The sequence below is a fragment of the Pseudomonas sp. CFBP13528 genome (assembly GCF_005233615.1).
Taxonomy (GTDB): Bacteria; Pseudomonadota; Gammaproteobacteria; order Pseudomonadales; family Pseudomonadaceae; genus Aquipseudomonas; species Aquipseudomonas fluorescens_AM.
Map to the genome: position 1 here is coordinate 148712 of NZ_QGAJ01000006.1, position 20899 is coordinate 169610.

A 20899-nucleotide genomic window follows, 5' to 3' on the forward strand; every position below is an offset into this window, starting at 1 on the left:
TTGGGTGGGGTTAGTGCGCAACGATTTCTGCCATGAAGCGCGCGAAGCGCGTGAGGCCTTCGATCAACGCTTCACGCTCAACGGCGTAGGAGATGCGGATACTGTTGCGGTCGCCGCAGCCGGAGCCGGGCACCACCGCGATATGGGCCTCGGTCAATAACAGATCGGCCAGGTGGTCGACATCGCGGATAACGGTGCCCAGGTAGCGGCCACCCAATTTGCGCGACACATCGACAAACAGATAGAACGCCCCTTCCGGCGGGGCGCAGGTGATGTCATCGATATGCCCCAGGCAAGTGCAGGCCGCGAGCAGTTGCTGGTCGAGGAAGGCGTTGACCTGGCGGGTAAAGTGCGGCGCGTCCGCCATCAGGGTGCCGAGCGCGGCGTATTGAGAGAGGCTGCTGGGGTTGGATGTCGTGTGCCCCTGCAGGTTGTGCATGGCGGCGATGACCGCCGCGGGCGCGCACGCATACCCTACCCGCCAGCCGGTGACCGCGTGGCTCTTGGAAAACGAATCGACCAGCACCGTCTGGTGTTTGAGCGGCGCAAACAGCGAGACGATGTTGTGATGTTCATGGGGCGCGCGCACCAGCTTGCGGTAGCACTCGTCGAACACCACCCACAGCCGGTGTTCGAACGCGAGCCGAGCGATCCCCAACAGTTGTTCGCGCTGATAAACCGTGCCCGTCGGATTGTTCGGGGTGTTGATCACAATCATGCGGGTGCGTGAGGTCAGGGCGTTTTCGACTGCCGCGCAGGTGAGGCGATAGTCATCGGCTGCCGTGTCGACATAGACCGGAACGCCACCGGCCAACTGGATCTGGGTGGGAAAGGTTTCCCAGTACGGCAGCGCAACGATGACCTCATCCCCCGGATCGAGCAGTACCATTGCGGCGTTATACAGCGCCTGCTTGGCACCGGCGGTTACGGCGACTTCATCGGCGGTGTAGTTCACGCCGCAGCGCTGAGTGACCCGCTGCGCCAGCGCCTGGCGCAACTGGGGCAAGCCGATGGGCGGCGTATAGCGGTTGCGCGCATTGGCCAGCGCATCGCTTGCAGCAGCTTTCATGGCCGGGCAGGCATCGAAGGTCAATTCACCGGCGGCAAAATTGATCACGTTGACGCCGGCTTCTTTCAAGGCATTGGCTTTGCTGCGCATGCTGGACGTGCCCGGTGCGCTGAGGCGTTGCGCACGCCGGGACAACGGCAATGACACGGCAGACGGTTCACTGTTATTCATTGTTATACCTGCCAGAACACGCTGAAAAATTCGTTCGCCCTACCGGGCCTGGGCCTCCAGCCCTCGCTGAACCCGCCAGGACAGCGGCAAGGTGAGCAACAAGGTGGCGGCCAGCAATAAGACGGCCACGGGCACGCCGGTGGTATCTCCGAGGCTGCCGAACAGCACCGGCGCCAATGCGCCGCCACCGATGGTGCCGGTGTAGAACACTGCAAACGCCTGGTCGCGCCGGCCCGGCCCCGCCAGGTCCGGCACCGCGCCGTACAGCACCGACGACGTGCCATTGAGCGCCAGCCCCAGCAGCGGCAACATCACCATCAAGCCGGCGTAGGGCAGGTACACCGCCATGACGATCAGCACCGCCGTGGTGAACTCCGTGGCCCACACCGTCTTCATCATGCCGATGCGCGCACCGAGGTAACCGCACAACAATTTGCCGAACGCGCCCCCCACGAACAGCATCGTCAGCGCCAGGCCAATGCCCGCAGGCCCGGCCCCCTTGGCCTTGAGCAAAAACGGCAGGAACGTGAGAAAACCCATGCGCACTGCGCTGTCCAGCGTGCCGGTCACGATCAGCGCGCGCAGCCCGCTCGCGGAACCGGCGCCGCCGCCCGCGCGAGTGGCTTTCACCGGCGCCGCCGAACCCTCGGTGCGTGCCGGGATCAGCCACCACAACAGGCCGGCCGCCAGCAGCCCGAGTACACCCAGCAGGGTGACACTGGCGCGCCAACTGATAACCGCCAGCAACAGGCCGATCAACCCCGGGATCAGGGTCTTGCCGATATCCCCGCTGAAGTTGTATTGCGACAGCGCTTGTTTGACGCCCCCGCCCGCCTCGTGGGTATCGGTGATCAGCGACGAAGCCAGGGGGTGCTGCGTACTTGCACCCAGACCGCCCAGCAGCAGCGCCACCAGCAGCACCGCCAGCCCACCGGCCTGGCCGGCCAGCAGGTAGGCCAGGCCCGCGAGCGCAGTGCCGCCCACCAGCAGACGTTCGCGTCCCCAGCGCGCCGCAGCGCGGCTGGCCAGTAGCTGGAAACCGGCCATCATGCCCGCATAGGCACCGCGCAACAGGCCGACCTGGGCGTAGCTGAGGCCGAATTGCGCTTGCCAGATCGGCAACAGCACGTAGATCACATCGGTCAGGCCGTCGTGCACGGCATGCGCGCCGCAACCGGCCACCAGGGAACGGCGACGCACGCTTGCCGAGTCAGGCGGCGACAACGACGGGGCTGCGGTTTGCTTCAGGGTGTTCATCTGGGTCAGAGGCTCTCAGGCTAAACCGCCGGTTCAACCCAGCAACTGTGCACAGTCGTTCATCACGCTGGCTTTACGCTGCAGGTATTCGGCAAAAATGTCGCGCGCCGTGGCGGGGTCCACTTCAATCTGCAGGGCGCTGGTGAACTCGTTCACCGCCGCCACCGCATGGGCGAAATGGTTGCTCTCGGTGCCGCCGGTGTGCACGGTGACCCAGGCCACCGTCGCACGGGATTTCTCCGGCGGCACGCCCATGTCCCGCACGAACCACTGCGAGTACAACGGATGGATGAACTCCACTTCGCCGTGGGTGTACACCTCGTGGATCAACGTGGTCAGCAAGCCCTGCAACAGGTCGCGATCACGCAGGCGACGGCTGTCGGTCCAATCCTTGAAGGCCTGCGCCGAAGGCAGGCAATTGTCCTTCAACATCCACTGGTCATCGCCGCACAGCGCGGTCGCCATGGTGTAGAACAGGTCCGCGTGCACGGTGTTGCCCAACGCGCCCAAGTCTTCATCGGTAATGCGCTGCAGGCTGCCGCATGCACGGTACAGCTGCGCGGCAGCAGCAGAGCCTGCGTCGGAACGCGCCAGCAAGGTAATCCGGTTGGCCAGGCCGGACACACTGGCCGCCGAGTTATTGGTTTTCGACCAGCTGGCGAAGAACTTGCGCAGTACCGCCGGCGAATGCCGACGCGAGGTGAGTCGCGCAAAAGCCTCTTCGATATCCATCAATGCCTCTTCCTGAGCCCAAACGGCTTCGAACAGGGCATGCCGCAAGGTACTGGCCGGCATGTCATTCAATACCGGTTCGACGATTTTCAACAGCTGGCTGCGCTTGATCAGGGTGTCAGTCATATTCACCTCTCATAGTCCTTTATTGGATGAAAAAATCAGGCCGGTTTGCCGCGTCGGCCGGCGATCGGTGCCTGGCTGTTTACCGGTTTCCAGCCCAGCAGGGCGATTACCAGCGACAACAGCTGAAAACCTGCGATCAACGCCACGCAGCCCGGCCAGCCCCACTGCTCCCAGAGCAGCGCCGGGGCCACGGCGCCGGCGCTGCCGCCCAGGTAATAGCCGGTCAGGTACAGGCCCACGGCGCCGGACTTGTCCTGCCCGGCCGTGGTGGCGATGTAGGCATTGGCGCAGGCCTGGGCCAGGAATACGCCGGTCGAGCTCAGGGCCAGGCCCAGCACGATCAGCCCCAGGGACGGCAACAAGGTCAGGGCCGAACCGCAGAGGCCGAGCGCCACGGCGGCGCTCAGTAACTGCGAGTGCGGTCGCGATTTGCTCAAGCGCCCGGCAATGGGAATCACCACCAGCGCCAGCAGGAACACGGCATACAGTGTCCCCAGGGCGGCGGCGCCCAGGTTGAACGGTGCCTGGCTGAGATACAGGCCGGCATAGGTAAAGGTGGCGACTTGTGAGAACAGCACGCAGAAACCGACGCCATAGGCCGCCAGCAAGGGTTTGCGCAGAAGCCGGCGCATCCCGTGCGTGCCCATGGCCGCGAGGTTGGGACGTGTCACTGGATTGGCCGGCAGCAGCAACAGGATCAGCAGGCCGACCGCCAGGCTGATCACCGCCAACAGCTCGAAGGCTTCGCGCCAGCCGACATATTGGGTCATGACCCCGGAGACAAAGCGCCCGGCAAACCCGCCGAGTACCGTACCCGCGACGTACAGGCTGGTGATTTCGGTGACGGTCGCTGCGCGCCAGCGGTCGCCGATATAGGCCACGCTGGTGGCGAACACCACCGGGATCAACATACCCTCGATAAACCGCCACACCAGCAGCTCGGCAAAGCTGTCCACATAGGCCGTCAGCAGCGTCGGCAGCGCCAGCAGCAAGGCGGCCGCGACAATCACTGTGCGTTGCTCGAAACGTCCGGTCAGGCGCCCGACAAACGGCGCAGTCAGCGCCACCGCCAGGGTGGTTACGGTAATGCTCCACCCGGCCTGCCGGGCGCTCACCTGGAAGCTTGCGGCAAACACAGGCAGGATGCTCTGGGTCGCGTAGAGATTCAGGAACGCCGCACAGCCACACAGAAACACGGCAAGGCGGGCGTGATGCAAGCGCGGGTTCATGGGACCTCTCGTCTTATTGTCGAGGATCTTTATAGAATGCCCAGCGTGGCGAACACCAATACCGAATTCGGACCGATCAATACCCAGGAAACAGAATGCTTGATTTACGCAAGTTACGTTACTTCCTGACGGTCGCCGAAGAGTTGCACTTCGGTCGCGCGGCGCAGCGCCTGCACCTCGCCCAGCCGCCCCTGACGCGGCAGATCTCGGCCCTGGAAACCGAGCTCGGCTTTCGCCTGTTCGACCGCACCAGCCGCACGGTCACCCTGACCGCCCAGGGCCGGCACTTTCTACCCTATGCCCGCGCCGCGCTGGAGCATGCCCGGCTCGCGCAGGACATTGCCGCCAAGCTGGCCGCCGGCACCACCGGTCAACTGGTGGTGGGCTATGCCAGCTCCATCGCACTGTCGGAGCTGTTCAGCCAAACCCTGCAAGCCTTCGCCCAGCGTTTTCCCGAGGTGCAACTGACCCTGGTAGAGAGTGCTTCCGGCAGCCTGCATGCGCACGTGCTGGACGGTCGCATCGACATCGGCATGAGCCGCCTGCTGCCGGAGCCCGGGCAAACCGACGTCGAGGTGTTGTCGTTGGGGCAGGAACCCCTGGTCGCAGCGCTTTGCAGCGACAACCCATTAGCGGGCCAGGACGAAGTCACCCTCACCCAGCTCAGTGAGTTTCCGTTGATTCTGTTTCCCAGCGACTACGGTTCGGGCCTCAACGGTTCCATCGAGCAGCTGTATCAACGCCACGGCCTGACGCTGCGCCCGGGCCCCGCGGGGCGCCAGATCACTTCGATCATCGCCCTGGTGGCGGCAGGCCAGGGTGTCTCGCTGGTGCCCCAGTGCACCCGCACCCTGGCCAGGCAAGGCGTGGTCTACCGACCATTGGCAGACCCCGAAGCCTGGGTGCACCTGCTGATCCTCACGCGCTCACAGTCACGCTCGCTGTTGGTCGAGGCGTTCATGGGCGTGGTCGGTGAATTGCTGCAAGGCCGGCCGGCGCTGGCGCCGCTGGCATAATCCGGGCAAAAAAATACCCCTGCGCGAGGGGTATTTTTCTACAGGCTGCTGCGTACAGGCGCTGCCAGGGCGGCGCCCGTTGCCCAATCAGGCCAGTTTCTTGTGGCGTACCCGGTGCGGCTGGGCAGCGGCTTCGCCCAAGCGCTTTTTACGGTCCGCTTCGTACTCGGTGTAGTTGCCTTCGAAGAACACTGCTTGCGAATCATCCTCGTAAGCCAGGATGTGGGTCGCAACGCGGTCAAGGAACCACCGATCGTGAGAGATCACAATGGCGGCGCCCGGGAAGTCCAGCAGGGCCTCTTCCAGGGAGCGCAGGGTTTCAACGTCGAGGTCGTTGGACGGTTCGTCGAGCAGCAACACGTTGCCGCCTTCCTTCAAGGTCAGGGCCAGGTGCAAGCGGCCACGCTCACCACCGGACAGGTCCTTGACGAACTTCTGCTGGTCGCCGCCCTTGAAGTTGAAACGGCCCACATAGGTCCGCGCCGGGATTTCATAGTTGCCGATACGGATCTGGTCGGAGCCGTCGGAAATCTGCTGGAACACCGTCTTGCTGCCATCGAGGTCTTCACGGCTCTGGTCCACACAGGCCAGTTGCACGGTTTCGCCGATCTCGATGCTGCCCGAATCCGGGGTTTCCTTGCCCATCAGCATGCGGAACAGCGTGGATTTACCCGCACCGTTACCGCCGATAACGCCGACAATTGCGCCTTTTGGCATGGAGAACGACAGGTTGTCGATCAGCACGCGGTCGCCATAGCCTTTGCTGACGTTCTTGAACTCGATGACCTTGTCACCCAGGCGCGGACCGGCCGGGATGTAGATCTCGTTGGTCTCGCTGCGCTTCTGGAATTCCTGCGACTGCATTTCTTCAAAGCGTTGCAAACGGGCCTTGGATTTGGACTGACGGGCCTTGGCGCCTTTGCGCACCCACTCCAGTTCTTCCTTCATGGCTTTTTCATGGGCCGATTGCTGCTTGGATTCGGCGGCCAGACGGTCGGACTTGGCTTCCAGCCAACCGGAGTAGTTGCCCTCGTAAGGGATACCGGCGCCACGGTCGAGCTCGAGGATCCAGCCGGCGACGTTGTCCAGGAAGTAACGGTCGTGCGTGATCGCCACCACGGTGCCCGGGAAGTCGTGCAGGAAGTGCTCCAGCCAGGCGACGGAATCGGCGTCCAGGTGGTTGGTCGGTTCGTCGAGCAGCAACATGTCGGGAGCCGACAGCAGCAGGCGGCACAGCGCCACACGGCGCTTCTCGCCACCGGACAAGTGTTCGACCTTGGCGTCCCAGGCCGGCAGGCGCAGGGCGTCAGCGGCGACTTCCAGCTGGCGCTCCAGGTTATGACCGTCGCCGGCCTGCAGGATGGCTTCAAGCTTGGCCTGTTCGGCGGCCAGCTTGTCGAAGTCGGCATCCGGCTCGGCGTAGGCGGCGTAGACCTCGTCCAGGCGCGCCTGGGCGTCCTTGATCACGCTGACGGCCTCTTCGACCACTTCACGCACGGTCTTGGTCGGGTCCAGGATCGGCTCCTGGGGCAGGTAGCCGATGTTCAGGTCCGGCATCGGGCGGGCTTCGCCTTCGAACTCGGTGTCGACGCCGGCCATGATTTTCAGCAGCGTGGATTTACCCGAACCGTTGAGGCCGAGCACGCCGATCTTGGCGCCAGGGAAGAAAGACAGAGAAATGTTTTTCAGGATTTCCCGCTTCGGCGGAACAACTTTTCCCAGCCGATGCATGGTGAAGACGTATTGAGCCATGGTGAACCTAGCGTCAGTGACTGATGAATTAAGCGGACGAAGCCCGTGCCAGGCCATGCGCCGCGCGGGCCGTTGACTATCATCAATGCCGGCGAGCGAAAAAAAGCCTGAATGTCTGGGGCTGGAACGCCCCCGCGTAACCGGCAAAGCTACCTGAATGCGCTGGGGCAGTCCAGCCAGGCGGGACTGGCACTTTGCCACAACTCAAGGCATGCTAGCCGCCCTCCGGGCGTCCGGCTTATAGTGCACGTCGCGCGCCAGTCCAGCCAAACCGCAGGATCACAGCTTGTCCAAAGTCACGCCGCCCACGCCCTTGCGCGCCGCTCATCTAGCGCCGGGAGCGCCCCTGCACGGCACTTTTAAAGGCGCGTTGGCGACGCTTGTGCTGGTGTTGCTCGCGTTATTGTTCTGGCAACTGCTGGACCAATTGCAGCAAAACCAGAAAAACCAGCAGCAATACACCATCGATTACAGCGCCGACCTGGCCGAACAGATCAGCCAGAATATGGCCCTGAGCGCACAGATCGCCTTGAATCTGCTGCCGATCGTCGAGCCGCCGCGCAACGCCGAACAACAACTGGCCCTGATGCACACGTTACAGCGCTCATTTCCAGAATTGCGCAGCTTCGCCCTGCTCGCCCCCAGCGGCGCATTGATCAGCGACACCGCCAGCGACAGCCAGGACAGCGCCCTGCTCGAAGAACTGGTCAAGCGCAGCCACGCCCAAGCCTATTACCTGAGCAACGACAGCGACGGCACCGTCATCTATCTGTTGCTGCACCAGCCCAGCGGTGGGTCGAAACTGTACTGGGCGCTGCGCCTGGCGCCCACTTACCTGGCCAACCTGACCCGCCAGGATGCCCAGGGCCAGCGCCCGATGTGGGCGATCGAGAATCGCTTGAATCACCGTGTGGTCAGCCGTGACAGCGGCATGCCCGCACAGTGGGCCAGTGCGTTGACCCCGGACGAGTTGAATAAAAGCGTGCTGGTCACACCGTTGAGCAAAAGTGACTGGCAACTGCGCGGGCTGTTCGACCGCAGCGCGGTGCTCGAACAGCTGCTGCCGGCCTTTATCGGCAAATGCCTGCTGGGCCTGGCTTTTTCGCTGGTCCCGGTGATCGTGCTGCTGAACATGCGCCGGCGCCAGCGCCAGGTGCATGAAGGCCGGCGACGTTACCAGGATATTTTCGAAGGCACCGGCGTGGCCTTGTGCGTACTCGACCTGTCGGGGTTGAAGGCGTTCTGCGACAAGACTGCGGTGCAGGACGGCGAACAATTGCGCGCCTGGCTGCAGGCCAACCCCGCCGAGCGGCGCAAACTGCTCAAGGAGCTGCGCGTCACCGAGGTCAACCAGATGGCGGTGCGGCTGTTGAACGTGAGCTCCTGCGAGCAAGCCTGGGAGCGTCTGATTGACGATGCCCCGCACAATGCCACCGCTATCGGCCACCAGGTGCTGGAAGCCGTACTGACCCGGCAAAAACAACTGGAGCTGGAAATCCAGCTCAACGATGTGACGGGCAATGAACAATACCTCTGGCTGGTCATGCGTTTGCCGGAACAGCAGGATGACATCAGGGCGGTCATCCTCAGCATCAGCGATATCACCAGCCGCAAGCTGATCGAGCTGTCGCTGGTCGAGCGCGAGAGTTTCTGGTCGGATGTGGTACGCACCGTGCCCGACCACCTGTATGTGCAGGACGTGATCAGCCAGCGCATGATCTTCAGCAACCATCACCTGGGCCATACCCTCGGCTACAACAAGGCCGAGCTGCAGAAAATGGGTGAGTACTTCTGGGAAATCCTGCTGCACCCCGAAGACGCCGAGCATTACCACGACGCGCGTCAACAGCAACGCCAGGTGGGTTATACGACCCAACTGCACTGCCAGCTGCGCTTTCGTCACCGCAACAACCAGTGGCGACGCTTCGACATTCGCGAACAGGCCCTGGCCAGGGACACCTCGGCGGTGGTCACACGGATCATCGGCGTGGCCAAAGACATCACCGACCAGATCGAGGCCAGCGAATCCCTGCGCGACAGCGAACAACGCTACCGCATGCTGGCCGAAAGCATCAGTGACGTGATCTGCTCCACCGACAGCCAACTGGCCCTCAACTACGTCAGCCCATCGGTCAACGCCGTGCTGGGGTACGACGTGGATTGGGTGTTCAAGAACGGCTGGCAGTCGATCATTGCCAACCCGCAACAGCTCACGGGCATGTATGGCCTGATGGAGCAGGTCAGCCGTGCCGTCGGTAATCCCGAGGCGCTGAACAGCCTGCGCGATGAGGTGCAGACCCAACTGTTCCTGTTCGACTGCCTGCGCGCCGATGGGCGCAAAGTCCCGATCGAGCTGCGCGTGGTGCTGGTGTGGGACGAACATGGCGCGTTTGAAGGCGTCCTCGGCGTGGGCCGTGACATCAGCCAGCAACGCCGGGCCGAAAAAGACCTGCGCATGGCGGCCACGGTGTTCGAGCATTCCACCTCGGCGATCCTGATCACCGACCCGGCCGGCTACATCGTGCAGGCCAACGAGGCCTTCAGCCGGGTCAGCGGTTACGCCGTCAGCGATGTACTCGACCAGCTGCCGAACATGCTCACCGTCGACGAACAGCAGGAAGCCCACCTGCGCTACGTGCTCAAGCAATTGCACCAGCACAGCACCTGGGAAGGCGAAGTGTGGCTCAAGCGCCGCAATGGCGAGCACTACCCGGCCTGGGTCGGTATCACGGCGGTGTTCGATGATGAAGGCGACCTGGCCAGCTACGTGTGTTTCTTCAGCGATATCAGCGAGCGCAAGGCCAGCGAACAGCGCATCCACCGCCTGGCCTATTACGACGCCCTGACTCACCTGCCCAACCGCACCCTGTTCCAGGATCGCCTGCACACCGCATTGCAGTCGGCCGAGCGACAGAAGTCGTGGGTGGTCTTGATGTTCCTCGACCTCGACCGTTTCAAGCCGATCAATGACTCCCTGGGCCACGCCGCCGGCGACCGTATGCTCAAGGAAATGGCCACGCGCCTGCTCGGTTGCGTGGCCGAAGACGACACCGTGGCGCGGATGGGCGGCGACGAGTTCACCTTGCTGTTGCAACCGCGTGTCAACCGCGAAATGGCGCTGAACCGCGCGATCACGGTGGCCGAGCAGATTCTGGCGAGCCTGGTGAAGCCGTTCGTGCTCGAAGGCCGCGAATTCTTCGTGACCGCCAGCATCGGCATCGCCTTGAGTCCCCAGGACGGTAATGAGCTGAGCCAGTTGATGAAAAACGCCGACACGGCGATGTACCACGCCAAGGAGCGCGGCAAGAACAACTTCCAGTTCTACCAGGCCGACATGAACGCCAGCGCCCTGGAACGCCTGGAACTGGAAAGCGACCTGCGCCACGCCCTGGAACAGGACGAATTCGTGCTCTATTACCAGCCGCAGTTCAGCGGCGACGGCAAACGCCTGACCGGCGCCGAAGCCCTGCTGCGCTGGCGCCACCCACGCCGCGGCCTGGTGCCGCCGGGGGATTTCATTCCGGTGCTGGAAGAGCTGGGGCTGGTGGTGGATGTGGGCGACTGGGTGATCAGCGAAGCCTGTCGCCAGCTCAAGACCTGGCACCAGAACAAAGTGCGGGTGCCGAAAGTCTCGGTCAACATCTCGGCGCGACAGTTCTCCGACGGGCAACTGGGCACGCGCATCGCCACCATCCTCAAGGACACCGGCCTGCCACCGGCGTGCCTGGAGCTGGAACTGACCGAAAGCATCCTGATGCGCGAAGTCAACGAAGCCCTGCAGATCCTCGCCAGCCTGAAAAACCTGGGGCTGAGCATTGCGGTCGACGACTTCGGCACCGGTTATTCATCGCTCAATTACCTCAAGCAATTCCCCATCGACGTCCTGAAGATCGACCGCACCTTCGTCGACGGCCTGCCCTCCGGCGAGCAGGATGCGCAGATCGCCCGTGCCATCATCGCCATGGCCCACAGCCTGAACCTGGCAGTGATCGCCGAGGGCGTGGAAACCCACGAGCAGTTGGACTTCCTGCGCGAGCATGGCTGCGATGAAGTGCAGGGCTACCTGTTCGGACGGCCGATGCCGGCGAACCGGTTCGAGGCGCAGTTCAGCAATGATGCGCTGTTCATGTTCGATTGAGTGGAGCCAATTGCTCCACTCAATCGAACATGAACAGAGCAGCTGCAAGAAGCTGCAAGCTGCAAGAAGAAGCGGATCTGCTTTTACTTGTAGCTTGCAGCTTGCAACTTGAAGCCGGCACTTCATCCCCATGACTACGTTTCATATCCCTTCCAATAAGCGCTTGGGTTAGAATGCCCTCCTTTTCTGCCCCGATCCTTGAGGACCGCCATGTTCAGCCGTGATTTGACTATTGCCAAGTACGACGCCGATCTCTTCGCCGCCATGGAGCAAGAAGCCGTGCGCCAGGAAGAGCACATCGAGCTGATCGCTTCGGAAAACTACACCAGCCCTGCGGTGATGGAGGCTCAAGGCTCGGTGCTGACCAACAAGTACGCCGAAGGCTACCCGGGCAAGCGCTACTACGGTGGTTGCGAGTACGTCGACGTGGTTGAGCAGTTGGCCATCGACCGTGCCAAAGAGCTGTTCGGCGCCGATTACGCCAACGTCCAGCCGCACGCCGGTTCCCAGGCCAACAGCGCGGTGTACCTGGCCCTGCTGCAAGGTGGCGACACCATCCTGGGCATGAGCCTGGCCCACGGCGGCCACCTGACCCACGGCGCCAGCGTGTCCTCCTCCGGCAAGCTGTACAACGCCGTTCAATACGGTATCGATGCCAACGGCCTGATCGACTACGACGAAGTCGAGCGCCTGGCGGTCGAGCACAAGCCAAAAATGATCGTGGCCGGTTTCTCTGCCTACTCGCAGATCCTCGACTTCCCGCGCTTCCGTGAAATCGCTGACAAGGTCGGCGCCTATCTCTTTGTGGACATGGCTCACGTGGCAGGCCTGGTCGCCGCTGGCGTCTACCCGAACCCGGTGCCTTACGCCGATGTGGTCACCACCACCACCCACAAGACCCTGCGCGGTCCACGTGGCGGCCTGATCCTGGCGCGCGCCAATGCCGAGATCGAGAAGAAGCTGAACTCCGCCGTATTCCCGGGCGCCCAGGGTGGCCCGCTGGAACACGTGATCGCGGCCAAGGCGATCTGCTTCAAGGAAGCACTGCAGCCTGAGTTCAAGACCTACCAGCAACAAGTGGTCAAGAACGCCAAGGCCATGGCCGGCGTGTTCATCGAACGCGGCTTCGACGTGGTGTCCGGCGGTACCGAGAACCACCTGTTCCTGCTGTCGCTGATCAAGCAGGACATTTCCGGTAAAGACGCTGACGCGGCCCTGGGCAAAGCCTTCATCACCGTGAACAAAAACTCCGTGCCGAACGACCCACGTTCGCCGTTCGTCACCTCCGGCCTGCGCTTCGGCACCCCGGCTGTGACCACCCGTGGCTTCAAGGAAGCCGAGTGCAAGGAACTGGCCGGCTGGATCTGCGACATCCTGGCGGACCTGAACAACGAAGCCGTGATCGACGCGGTACGTGAGAAGGTCAAGGCCATCTGCAAGCAGCTGCCGGTGTACGGCGCTTGATTGCAGTTGCTTGAATGAAAAGCCCGGCTCTTGAGCCGGGCTTTTTTATGCCAATTTGAAATGCGGTCAAGTGTGGGAGGGGGCTTGCCCCCGATGGCAATCTATCAGTCGCTGCTTGTGGTGACTGACACTCAGCTATCGGCGGCAAGTCCCCTCCCACATTTGGTTGCATTTCAAGTCAGGTGGGTTGGTAGACCCTGGCAAAGCCTTCGCGAATCTTGTCTTCCGGCAATTCATCGGCAATAAACACAATCACACTCTCCCGCGCCTCGCCTTCGGCCCATTCGGTGTCCCAGTCGAAGCCGTAGAGCTTCAGCACGCCCTGGAATACCATGCGCCGATCCTCTCCGGCGATGTTCAGCACGCCCTTGTAGCGCAGCAGTTGCTTGCCATGGTCTTCCAGCAGCGCGTTCATGAACTCACTGAGGCGGTCGATATCCAGCGGCTGGTCGGTGCGCAGCACCAGGCTGGAAATACGGTCGACCGATGGCGCAGCGCTGACCGGGCGCAGACTCATGCCGGCGTTGAGGTTGAAGCCGCGCACGTCGAGCAGTTCGGCCAGGTCAATCCTGCCATGCTCCACCACCCGGATCGGTGCGCGGCGGTTGATGCGGGTCAGGCGTTCGCTGAGGGCGGTGAAAGTGGCATCGTCCACCAGGTCGCGCTTGCTCACCAGCAGGCGGTCGGCAAAGCCGATCTGGGCCTGGGCGATGGTCTGGGTCAAGTGATGCTCGGCGTGGGCCGCGTCCACCAGGGTGATGATGCCGTCGAGGATATAGCGCTCGCGCAGTTCCTCATCAATGAAAAAGGTCTGGGCCACAGGCGCAGGATCGGCCAGGCCGGTGCACTCGATCACCAGGCGGTCGAAGGCGATTTCGCCGCTGTCCAGCCGCTCGAGCAGCAAGTACAGCGCCTTGGTCAGGTCGGTGTGGATGGTGCAGCACACGCAACCGTTGGAGAGGGTCATGACCTGTACCGGCTCTGCGCCCAACAATTGCGTATCGATGCCGGCATCACTGAATTCGTTTTCGATCACGGCGATCTTCAAGCCGTGCTCGGCCTTGAGCAGATGGCGCAGCAAGGTGGTCTTGCCGGCGCCGAGGAAGCCGCTGAGCACGGTGACCGGAATGGGAGAGGACAAAGACAGTTCTCCTTATATCTGAAGGAACACAAAACAACTGTGGGAGGGGGCTTGCCCCCGATGGCAGTGTGTCAGGCACTGATGTGCCGCTGATACACCGCTATCGGGGGCAAGCCCCCTCCCACATGAAATTACCGCAGGCCCGAGTGCCGGGTCAGCAGCACTTGGGCCCACCCTTGCCGCCGTAACGGGCCTCCTGGCGTTCCCGGAAGAACGCCTTGTAGTCCATCATCGGTTTGTCCGGGTGCTTGGTTTGCATATGCTCGACGTAGGTGTCGTAGTCGGGCATGCCGACCATCAGGCGCGCGGCCTGACCGAGGTATTTACCGAGGCGACTGATGTCATTGAACATGCGTGCAATCCTCGGTTATGCGTCCGGTACAGCCTGGAACGGCGCTTCTTTATCCGTACGCTCTTTGTTGCCCCAGGCGGCAATGCCGACCTTGAGCGCATAGAACAGGATGCTGAACACCACGAACAGGAACAGCGCCGTCAGCGTTGCGTTGGTGTAGGCGTTGTAGATCACGTGTTGCATCTGGTCGATGCTCTTGGCCGGGGCGAGGATCTGGCCATTGGCAAGGGCATCGCTGTATTTCTTCGCCAGCGACAGAAAGCCGATCGCCGGGTTGGCGTCGAACAGCTTGATAAAGCCCGCCGTGGTGGTGCAGATCAACAGCCAGACTGCTGGCAGCAAGGTCACCCAAATGTAGCGCTGACGCTTCATTTTGATCAGCACAACCGTGGCGAGCATCAGCGCGATCCCGGCCAGCATCTGGTTGGAGATGCCGAACAGCGGCCACAAGGTGTTGATGCCGCCCAGTGGGTCGATCACACCTTGGTACAGCAGGTAACCCCACATCGCCACACAACCGGCGGTGGCAATCAGGTTGGCGGTCCAGGATTCAGTGCGCTTGAGCGACGGCACGAAGGAGCCGAGCAGGTCTTGCAGCATGAAACGGCCGGCACGGGTACCGGCGTCGACCGCCGTCAGGATGAACAGCGCTTCGAACAGGATCGCAAAGTGGTACCAGAACGCCATGGTGTTTTCACCCGGCAACACACTGTGCAGGATCTGCGCGATACCGACCGCCAGGGTCGGTGCACCGCCGGCACGCGCCAGGATGGTGGTTTCACCGATGTCATGGGCCACGGCCGACAGCGCTTCGGGGGTGATTGCAAAGCCCCAGTTGCTGACGGTCTGCGCCACGGTCACCACGTCGGTGCCGACAATCGCCGCCGGGCTGTTCATGGCGAAGTACACGCCAGGCTCGATCACCGACGCGGCAACCATTGCCATGATGGCCACGAACGACTCCATCAGCATGCCGCCGTAACCGATGTAACGCGCATGGCTTTCATTGGCCAGCAGCTTGGGCGTGGTGCCCGAGGAGATCAGCGCATGGAAGCCGGAGACCGCGCCACAGGCAATGGTGATGAACAGGAACGGGAACAGGCCGCCCTTCCACACCGGGCCGGTGCCGTCGATGAACTGGGTAAGCGCCGGCATTTTCAGGTCAGGCATGGTGACCAGGATGCCAATCGCCAGCGCGATGATGGTACCGATTTTCAGGAAGGTCGACAGGTAGTCACGCGGCGCCAGGATCAGCCATACCGGCAGTACTGCGGCAACGAAACCGTAGCCGATCAGCATCCAGGTGATCTGGATCCCGGTGAAGGTGAAGGCCTTGGCCCACACCGGGTCAGCGGCGATCTGCCCGCCCAGCCAGATCGAACCCAGCAGCAACAGCACGCCGATGATCGAAATTTCGCCAATGCGGCCCGGACGGATGTAGCGCATGTAAATGCCCATGAACATCGCGATCGGGATGGTTGCCATCACCGTGAAAATGCCCCACGGGCTCTCGGCCAAGGCCTTGACCACGATCAGCGCCAGCACCGCGAGGATGATGATCATGATCAGGAAGCAGCCGAACAGCGCGATAGTCCCGGGAATACGGCCCATCTCTTCGCGGACCATGTCGCCCAGGGAGCGGCCGTTACGCCGGGTGGACAGGAACAGGATCATGAAATCCTGCACCGCACCGGCCAGCACCACACCGGCAATCAGCCAAAGCGTGCCGGGCAAGTAACCCATTTGCGCCGCCAATACCGGGCCGACCAGAGGGCCCGCACCGGCAATCGCCGCAAAGTGGTGACCGAAAAGGATATGTTTGTTGGTCGGCACGTAGTCCAGACCGTCGTTGTTGATCACTGCGGGGGTGGCCCGCCGTGGGTCCAGTTGCATCACGTTATTGGCGATGAACAGGCTGTAGTACCGGTACGCGACCAGGTAGATGGCCACCGCAGCGACCACAATCCACAAGGCGTTGATCGCCTCGCCGCGGCGCAAGGCCACTACGCCGAGGGCGCACGCTCCTACGATTGCCAGCACCAGCCAGGGTAGATGGCGTAGCAGGCTATTATTATTTTTCATTTTTATATTCCAGCCAGGGTGGACAGAAAGGACAGCCAGCCCGAGTTTAGCGCTGTTGGCCTTAAAGGCCACCCCCCTACGTTGGTCTAGAGCCTTGCCGATGCAAAAAAAGCAGAAATAAAGGCTGAATGATGGCGCAGGGCTACAATCCTTCTATTCACAGAGGACTTCACCATGACCGAGCACGCGTCCGACCGCCGCCGTTTTCGCCGGATTGCCTTTGACGCCAAGACCGAACTTCGGCAAAACGAACGCGAATGGCCGGTGCAATTGGTGGATTTGTCGTTAAAGGGGCTGCTGGTACAGCGACCGCAAGACTGGAAGGGCAATAAAGCGCTGCCGTTTGACGTGGACATACGCCTGGATCCGAAGGCCCATATAAAGATGCAGGTTCGCCTTACCCACGAAGATCAGGGTCAATTGGGTTTCGTATGCCAATACATCGACCTGGACTCGATCAGCCATTTGCGACGTTTGATCGAATTGAACCTGGGTGACCAAGAGGAACTGGAGCGCGAGTTGGCGGCATTGCTGGAAACCTAGATGCCAACACAGGGCAAAATGTGGGAGGGGGCTTGCCCCTGATAGCAGTGTGTCAGGCGCTGATAGGTTGACTGACCTGCCGCCATCGGGGGCAAGCCCCCTCCCACATTGGTTTTGCGGTGTTGGTGATTACTCGAACAACGCATCCAGCGCCTGTTCCAGGCGCGTGACCCCGATCACCTGCAATCCTGGCGGCATTTCCTTCGGCGCATTGCCCTTGGGCACGATTGCACGCTTGAAGCCATGCTTGGCCGCCTCTTTCAGGCGTTCCTGGCCACTGGGCACCGGGCGCACTTCGCCCGACAACCCTACCTCGCCAAACACCAGCAAGTCATGGGGCAATGGCCGGTTGCGCAGGCTGGACATCACCGCCGCCATCAACGCCAGGTCGGAAGCGGTCTCCAATACCTTGACCCCGCCCACCACGTTGAGGAAGACGTCCTGATCGTGCGTCGGAATACCGCCATGGCGGTGCAACACCGCCAACAGCATGGCCAGGCGGTTCTGGTCCAGGCCGAGGGTGACCCGTCGCGGGTTGGCCAGATGGCTGTCATCCACCAGCGCCTGGACTTCCACCAGCATCGGTCGGGTGCCTTCCCACGTCGCCATCACCACGCTGCCTGGGACTTCTTCCTGGGCGCGGGTGAGAAAGATCGCCGACGGATTGGAGACTTCTTTCAGCCCCCGGTCAGTCATGGCAAACACACCCAACTCGTTCACCGCGCCAAAGCGGTTTTTCACCGCCCGCAGCAACCGCAGGCGGCCATCGGATTCACCCTCGAAATACAGCACGGTATCCACCATGTGTTCCAGCACTCGCGGCCCGGCCAGCGCGCCTTCCTTGGTCACGTGGCCGACCAGGAAGATCGCCGTGCCGCTCTGCTTGGCATAGCGCACCAACAGCGCCGCGCTTTCACGCACCTGGGATACGCCGCCAGGCGCTGACTGCAGTTGCTCGGTGAAAATCGTCTGGATCGAGTCGATCACCATGACCTTGGGTTTTTCGATGCGCGCCGTGGCGATGATGCTTTCGATGCAGGTTTCGGTCATGACCCGCAGTTGGTCCTGGGGCAGGCCCAGGCGACGGGCGCGCATGGCCACTTGTTGCTGGGACTCTTCCCCGGTGACGTACAGCGCCGGCATGCGGCTGGCGATGCTGCACAGGGTTTGCAGCAGGATCGTGGATTTACCGATGCCCGGGTCGCCGCCGATCAGCACGACCGAGCCGTCCACCAGGCCACCGCCCAATACCCGGTCCAACTCACCGGAGGCGGTGGAGAAGCGCGGGATCTCTTCGACGCTGACTTCGGCCAGGGTCTTGATCTGCGCTTGTTGCCCGGTCCAGCCGGCGCGGCCGGTGGGGGCTGCGGCGCCACCGCTTTCAATCATGGTTTCAGTCAGGGTGTTCCACGCACCGCACTCGCCGCACTGGCCCGCCCATTTGGGAAAGGTCGCGCCGCACTCCGTGCAGCCGTACATGCGCTTGGCCTTTGCCATTGAAGAACCTCCAACCGAAAAACCGCGATGATAGCTCAGCGCGGCGCCGGGGTCCGGATTTCGCCATTGACCAAGCGCGAGGCCGTGTTGCCGATGGGGTCTTCGGCGTTGAGATCGGCGCCTTTGGCCTTCAGTTCGCCCAGCAGTTCGACGCGTTTGAACAGCCCGGCGTACATGGCGGCGGTCTGCCCCGCGCCGTTGCGTTGGTCGGGGTTGCAGTCGGTGGCCAGCAGACGCTGGGCGATTTTCAGTTCGCCTTTGAAAATCGCGCCCATCAGCGCGGTGTTGCCGCGCTTGTCCTGCACGCAGGCATCGGCGCCGGCGGCCAACAGGCGCTCAACGTAGGCGCTTTGGCCGTGATAGGCGGCGAGGATCAAGGCGGTGTAGCCCTTGTCGTCCTGAGTATTCAGGGCGTAGCCCGACTCGATGAACGTGTTGAGCATGTCGAGGTCGCCACGACGGGCGGCGTCGAAATAATAGTCCTGAAGCTGCGCCTTGAGCGCACCAGGGTCATTGGATGGGGGTTGTTCGGCCAGCACACTGAACGAACAGCAGGCCAGCAGTGCCCATATGAACGTACGCATGATCAAAATCCTTGAGAAAGACCCCCTTTAGGAGCGAGCCTGCTCGCAAAAGCCGTCAACGATAACGCGTGCATCCTGGATAAATGCGTTGCCTTTGAGTTCTTCGCGAGCAAGCTCGCGCCTACAGGAGGGCGCGGTTAGTCGCTCAGTTTGTCAGCCAGCGCTTTCACACGCGCCACGTCACCTTTGGCCACCTTGGCCACACCGGTGCCGTATTCCGGATCGGCTTTGTAGAGGAACGACAGGATGATGTGCTTGCTCTCATCATCGGTGGTCGCCAACGAGCCACCGAAGTTGTCGATCAGGTCCTGACGCTCTTTTTTGCTGTAGGAGCGATACAAGTCGCCGGCCTGCTTGAAGTTCTGCTCACGCTGGATCTTCGCCTGCTGGGTGCTGCCCGACAGCGGCGATTGGCTGTAGCGCGCAGTTTGCGGCTCTTCACGTGGCAACAGGCGGCTTGGCTGGTAGTTCACGCCAGTGGTGGTCTTGCCGACGTTCAACGCGCCGTCCTGGTTGCCGTTGTTGACGGTGACCCGTGGAGCGTTGATCGGCAGTTGCAGGGCATTGGCGCCCAATCGGTACATTTGCGTGTCGGCATAGGAGAACACCCGACCTTGCAGCAGGCGGTCTTCCGACGGCTCGATACCCGGCACCAGGTTGGCCGGGGCCATCGCCACTTGTTCGGTTTCCTGGAAAACATTGCCCGGGTTGCGGTTGAGCACCATTTGCCCGACTTTGCGCTCCGGCACATTCGGCCAGATCTTGGTGGCGTCCAGCGGGTCGAAATCGAACTTGGCCAGGTCTTCAGGTTTCAACACCTGCACATACAGGTCCCACTTGGGGAAGTCGCCCTTGTTGATATGGGTGACCAGGTCATTGGTCATATGGCTGTAGTCACGCCCTTGCACGTCGGTGACTTGCTTGGGGTCGAGGTTCTTGATGCCTTGCAGGCTCTTCCAGTGGAACTTGACGTAGTGCACTTCACCCTTGGCGTTGATCAACTTGTAGGCATGTACGCCGTTGCCGTCCATCTCCCGATAACTGGCCGGTGTGCCGGAGTCCGAGTACAACTCGGTCAGTGTACGAGTGGACTCGGGGACATGGGAGAAGAAGTCGAAACGACGCGAGTCATCGTCCAGGTTAGTGCGCGGGTCCGGTTTGAAGGCGTGGACCATGTCCGGGAACTTGATGGCATCGCGAATGAAGAACGTCGGGAAGTTATTACCGACCAGATCCCAGTTACCTTCGGCGGTGTAGAACTTGGTGGCGAAGCCCCGTGGGTCGCGCAGGGTTTCCGGGGAATGGTTGCCGTGGACCACGGCCGAGAAACGCACGAACACCGGCGTGGCTTCACCGGCGGCAAATACCTTGGCCTTGGTCAGGTCGCTGAGGTTGTCGGTCACGGTGAAGGTGCCATGGGCGCCCGTACCACGGGCATGCACCACACGCTCGGGGATACGTTCGCGGTCAAAGCGCTGCAGCTTCTGAATCAATTGAACGTCCTGCAGCAGCACGGGGCCATTGGCGCCGGCCGTCTGCGAGTTCTGGTTATCGCCAACGGCGGCGCCGTTGTCACGGGTCAGGTTGGCGGCTTGCACGGAGAGGGTCAGCAGGCTGACGGTCACCAACGCCAAGGCTTGGCGTGCCGACACGGGCCTGCGATTGATTGAAGGGTTCATCAAGGTTTCCTCTGGTTTTTTTAGTGCACATTCAGTTGTGCTTGCCAGAGGCTAGTGACCTGCGGGT

Annotated in this window: 15 protein-coding genes; 4 read left to right on the top strand and 11 right to left on the bottom strand. The window is 62.1% G+C overall.

The annotated features are described in order from the left end of the window. Positions 1-10: 10 nt before the first annotated feature. Genes PspCFBP13528_RS14445 through PspCFBP13528_RS14460 form a run of 4 tightly spaced genes read right to left on the bottom strand, consistent with a single transcriptional unit; the run spans position 11 to position 4584 of the window. Positions 11-1240 carry an aminotransferase class I/II-fold pyridoxal phosphate-dependent enzyme gene (locus tag PspCFBP13528_RS14445; protein WP_137200456.1) on the bottom strand — a complete coding sequence of 410 codons (1230 nt, stop codon included), beginning with the start codon at positions 1238-1240 and terminating at the stop codon, positions 11-13. A 39-nt stretch (positions 1241-1279) separates the two neighbouring features. Continuing rightward, positions 1280-2497, bottom strand: coding sequence for an MFS transporter (locus PspCFBP13528_RS14450; protein ID WP_137200457.1), 1218 nt, complete (start codon positions 2495-2497; stop codon positions 1280-1282). A gap of 33 nt (positions 2498-2530) precedes the next feature. After that, positions 2531-3355, bottom strand: coding sequence for a hypothetical protein (locus PspCFBP13528_RS14455; RefSeq protein ID WP_065952126.1), 825 nt, complete (start codon positions 3353-3355; stop codon positions 2531-2533). A gap of 35 nt (positions 3356-3390) precedes the next feature. Then, positions 3391-4584 carry an MFS transporter gene (locus PspCFBP13528_RS14460; protein ID WP_137200458.1) on the bottom strand — a complete coding sequence of 398 codons (1194 nt, stop codon included), beginning with the start codon at positions 4582-4584 and terminating at the stop codon, positions 3391-3393. Between the two features lie 95 nt (positions 4585-4679). On the opposite strand from PspCFBP13528_RS14460, the gene PspCFBP13528_RS14465 reads away from it, so the two are divergent. Next, positions 4680-5600, top strand: coding sequence for a LysR family transcriptional regulator (locus PspCFBP13528_RS14465; protein WP_137200459.1), 921 nt, complete (start codon positions 4680-4682; stop codon positions 5598-5600). An 87-nt stretch (positions 5601-5687) separates the two neighbouring features. Here the strand turns inward: PspCFBP13528_RS14465 and ettA are convergent, their stop codons facing one another. Then, on the bottom strand, positions 5688-7352 hold the full coding sequence (ettA, locus tag PspCFBP13528_RS14470; protein WP_065952123.1) for an energy-dependent translational throttle protein EttA: 1665 nt from the start codon (positions 7350-7352) through the stop codon (positions 5688-5690). 286 nt (positions 7353-7638) lie between these two features. Between ettA and PspCFBP13528_RS14475 the strand changes: the two genes are divergently transcribed. Next, positions 7639-11490, top strand: coding sequence for a bifunctional diguanylate cyclase/phosphodiesterase (locus tag PspCFBP13528_RS14475; protein ID WP_065952122.1), 3852 nt, complete (start codon positions 7639-7641; stop codon positions 11488-11490). A gap of 210 nt (positions 11491-11700) precedes the next feature. Beyond that, the gene (glyA, locus tag PspCFBP13528_RS14480) at positions 11701-12954 is read left to right on the top strand and encodes a serine hydroxymethyltransferase (RefSeq protein ID WP_065952121.1); all 1254 of its coding nucleotides are present in this window, start codon (positions 11701-11703) and stop codon (positions 12952-12954) included. 178 nt (positions 12955-13132) lie between these two features. Here glyA and yjiA read toward each other — a convergent pair whose 3' ends face one another. The 3 genes from yjiA to PspCFBP13528_RS14495 form a co-directional block, all read right to left on the bottom strand. Next, positions 13133-14095, bottom strand: coding sequence for a GTPase (gene yjiA, locus PspCFBP13528_RS14485; protein WP_101219575.1), 963 nt, complete (start codon positions 14093-14095; stop codon positions 13133-13135). Positions 14096-14249: 154 nt separating this feature from the next. Then, positions 14250-14447 (bottom strand): YbdD/YjiX family protein, encoded by a 198-nt coding sequence (locus tag PspCFBP13528_RS14490; protein ID WP_003176208.1) that lies wholly within the window; start codon positions 14445-14447, stop codon positions 14250-14252. Between the two features lie 15 nt (positions 14448-14462). Further along, a complete protein-coding gene (locus PspCFBP13528_RS14495; RefSeq protein ID WP_137200460.1) occupies positions 14463-16529 on the bottom strand; it encodes a carbon starvation CstA family protein in 2067 nt (688 codons plus the stop codon). A 174-nt stretch (positions 16530-16703) separates the two neighbouring features. Here PspCFBP13528_RS14495 and PspCFBP13528_RS14500 point away from each other — a divergent pair, with 174 nt between their 5' ends. Further along, a complete protein-coding gene (locus PspCFBP13528_RS14500; protein WP_065952118.1) occupies positions 16704-17072 on the top strand; it encodes a PilZ domain-containing protein in 369 nt (122 codons plus the stop codon). A 129-nt stretch (positions 17073-17201) separates the two neighbouring features. Here the strand turns inward: PspCFBP13528_RS14500 and radA are convergent, their stop codons facing one another. The 3 genes from radA to PspCFBP13528_RS14515 form a co-directional block, all read right to left on the bottom strand. After that, positions 17202-18569 (bottom strand): DNA repair protein RadA, encoded by a 1368-nt coding sequence (gene radA / locus PspCFBP13528_RS14505; protein WP_032884669.1) that lies wholly within the window; start codon positions 18567-18569, stop codon positions 17202-17204. Positions 18570-18604: 35 nt separating this feature from the next. Next, positions 18605-19153: an ankyrin repeat domain-containing protein gene (locus tag PspCFBP13528_RS14510; RefSeq protein ID WP_137200461.1), complete on the bottom strand. Its 549-nt coding sequence runs from the start codon at positions 19151-19153 to the stop codon at positions 18605-18607. A 137-nt stretch (positions 19154-19290) separates the two neighbouring features. Beyond that, a complete protein-coding gene (locus PspCFBP13528_RS14515; protein ID WP_137200462.1) occupies positions 19291-20832 on the bottom strand; it encodes a catalase in 1542 nt (513 codons plus the stop codon). Between the last annotated feature and the right edge of the window lie 67 nt (positions 20833-20899).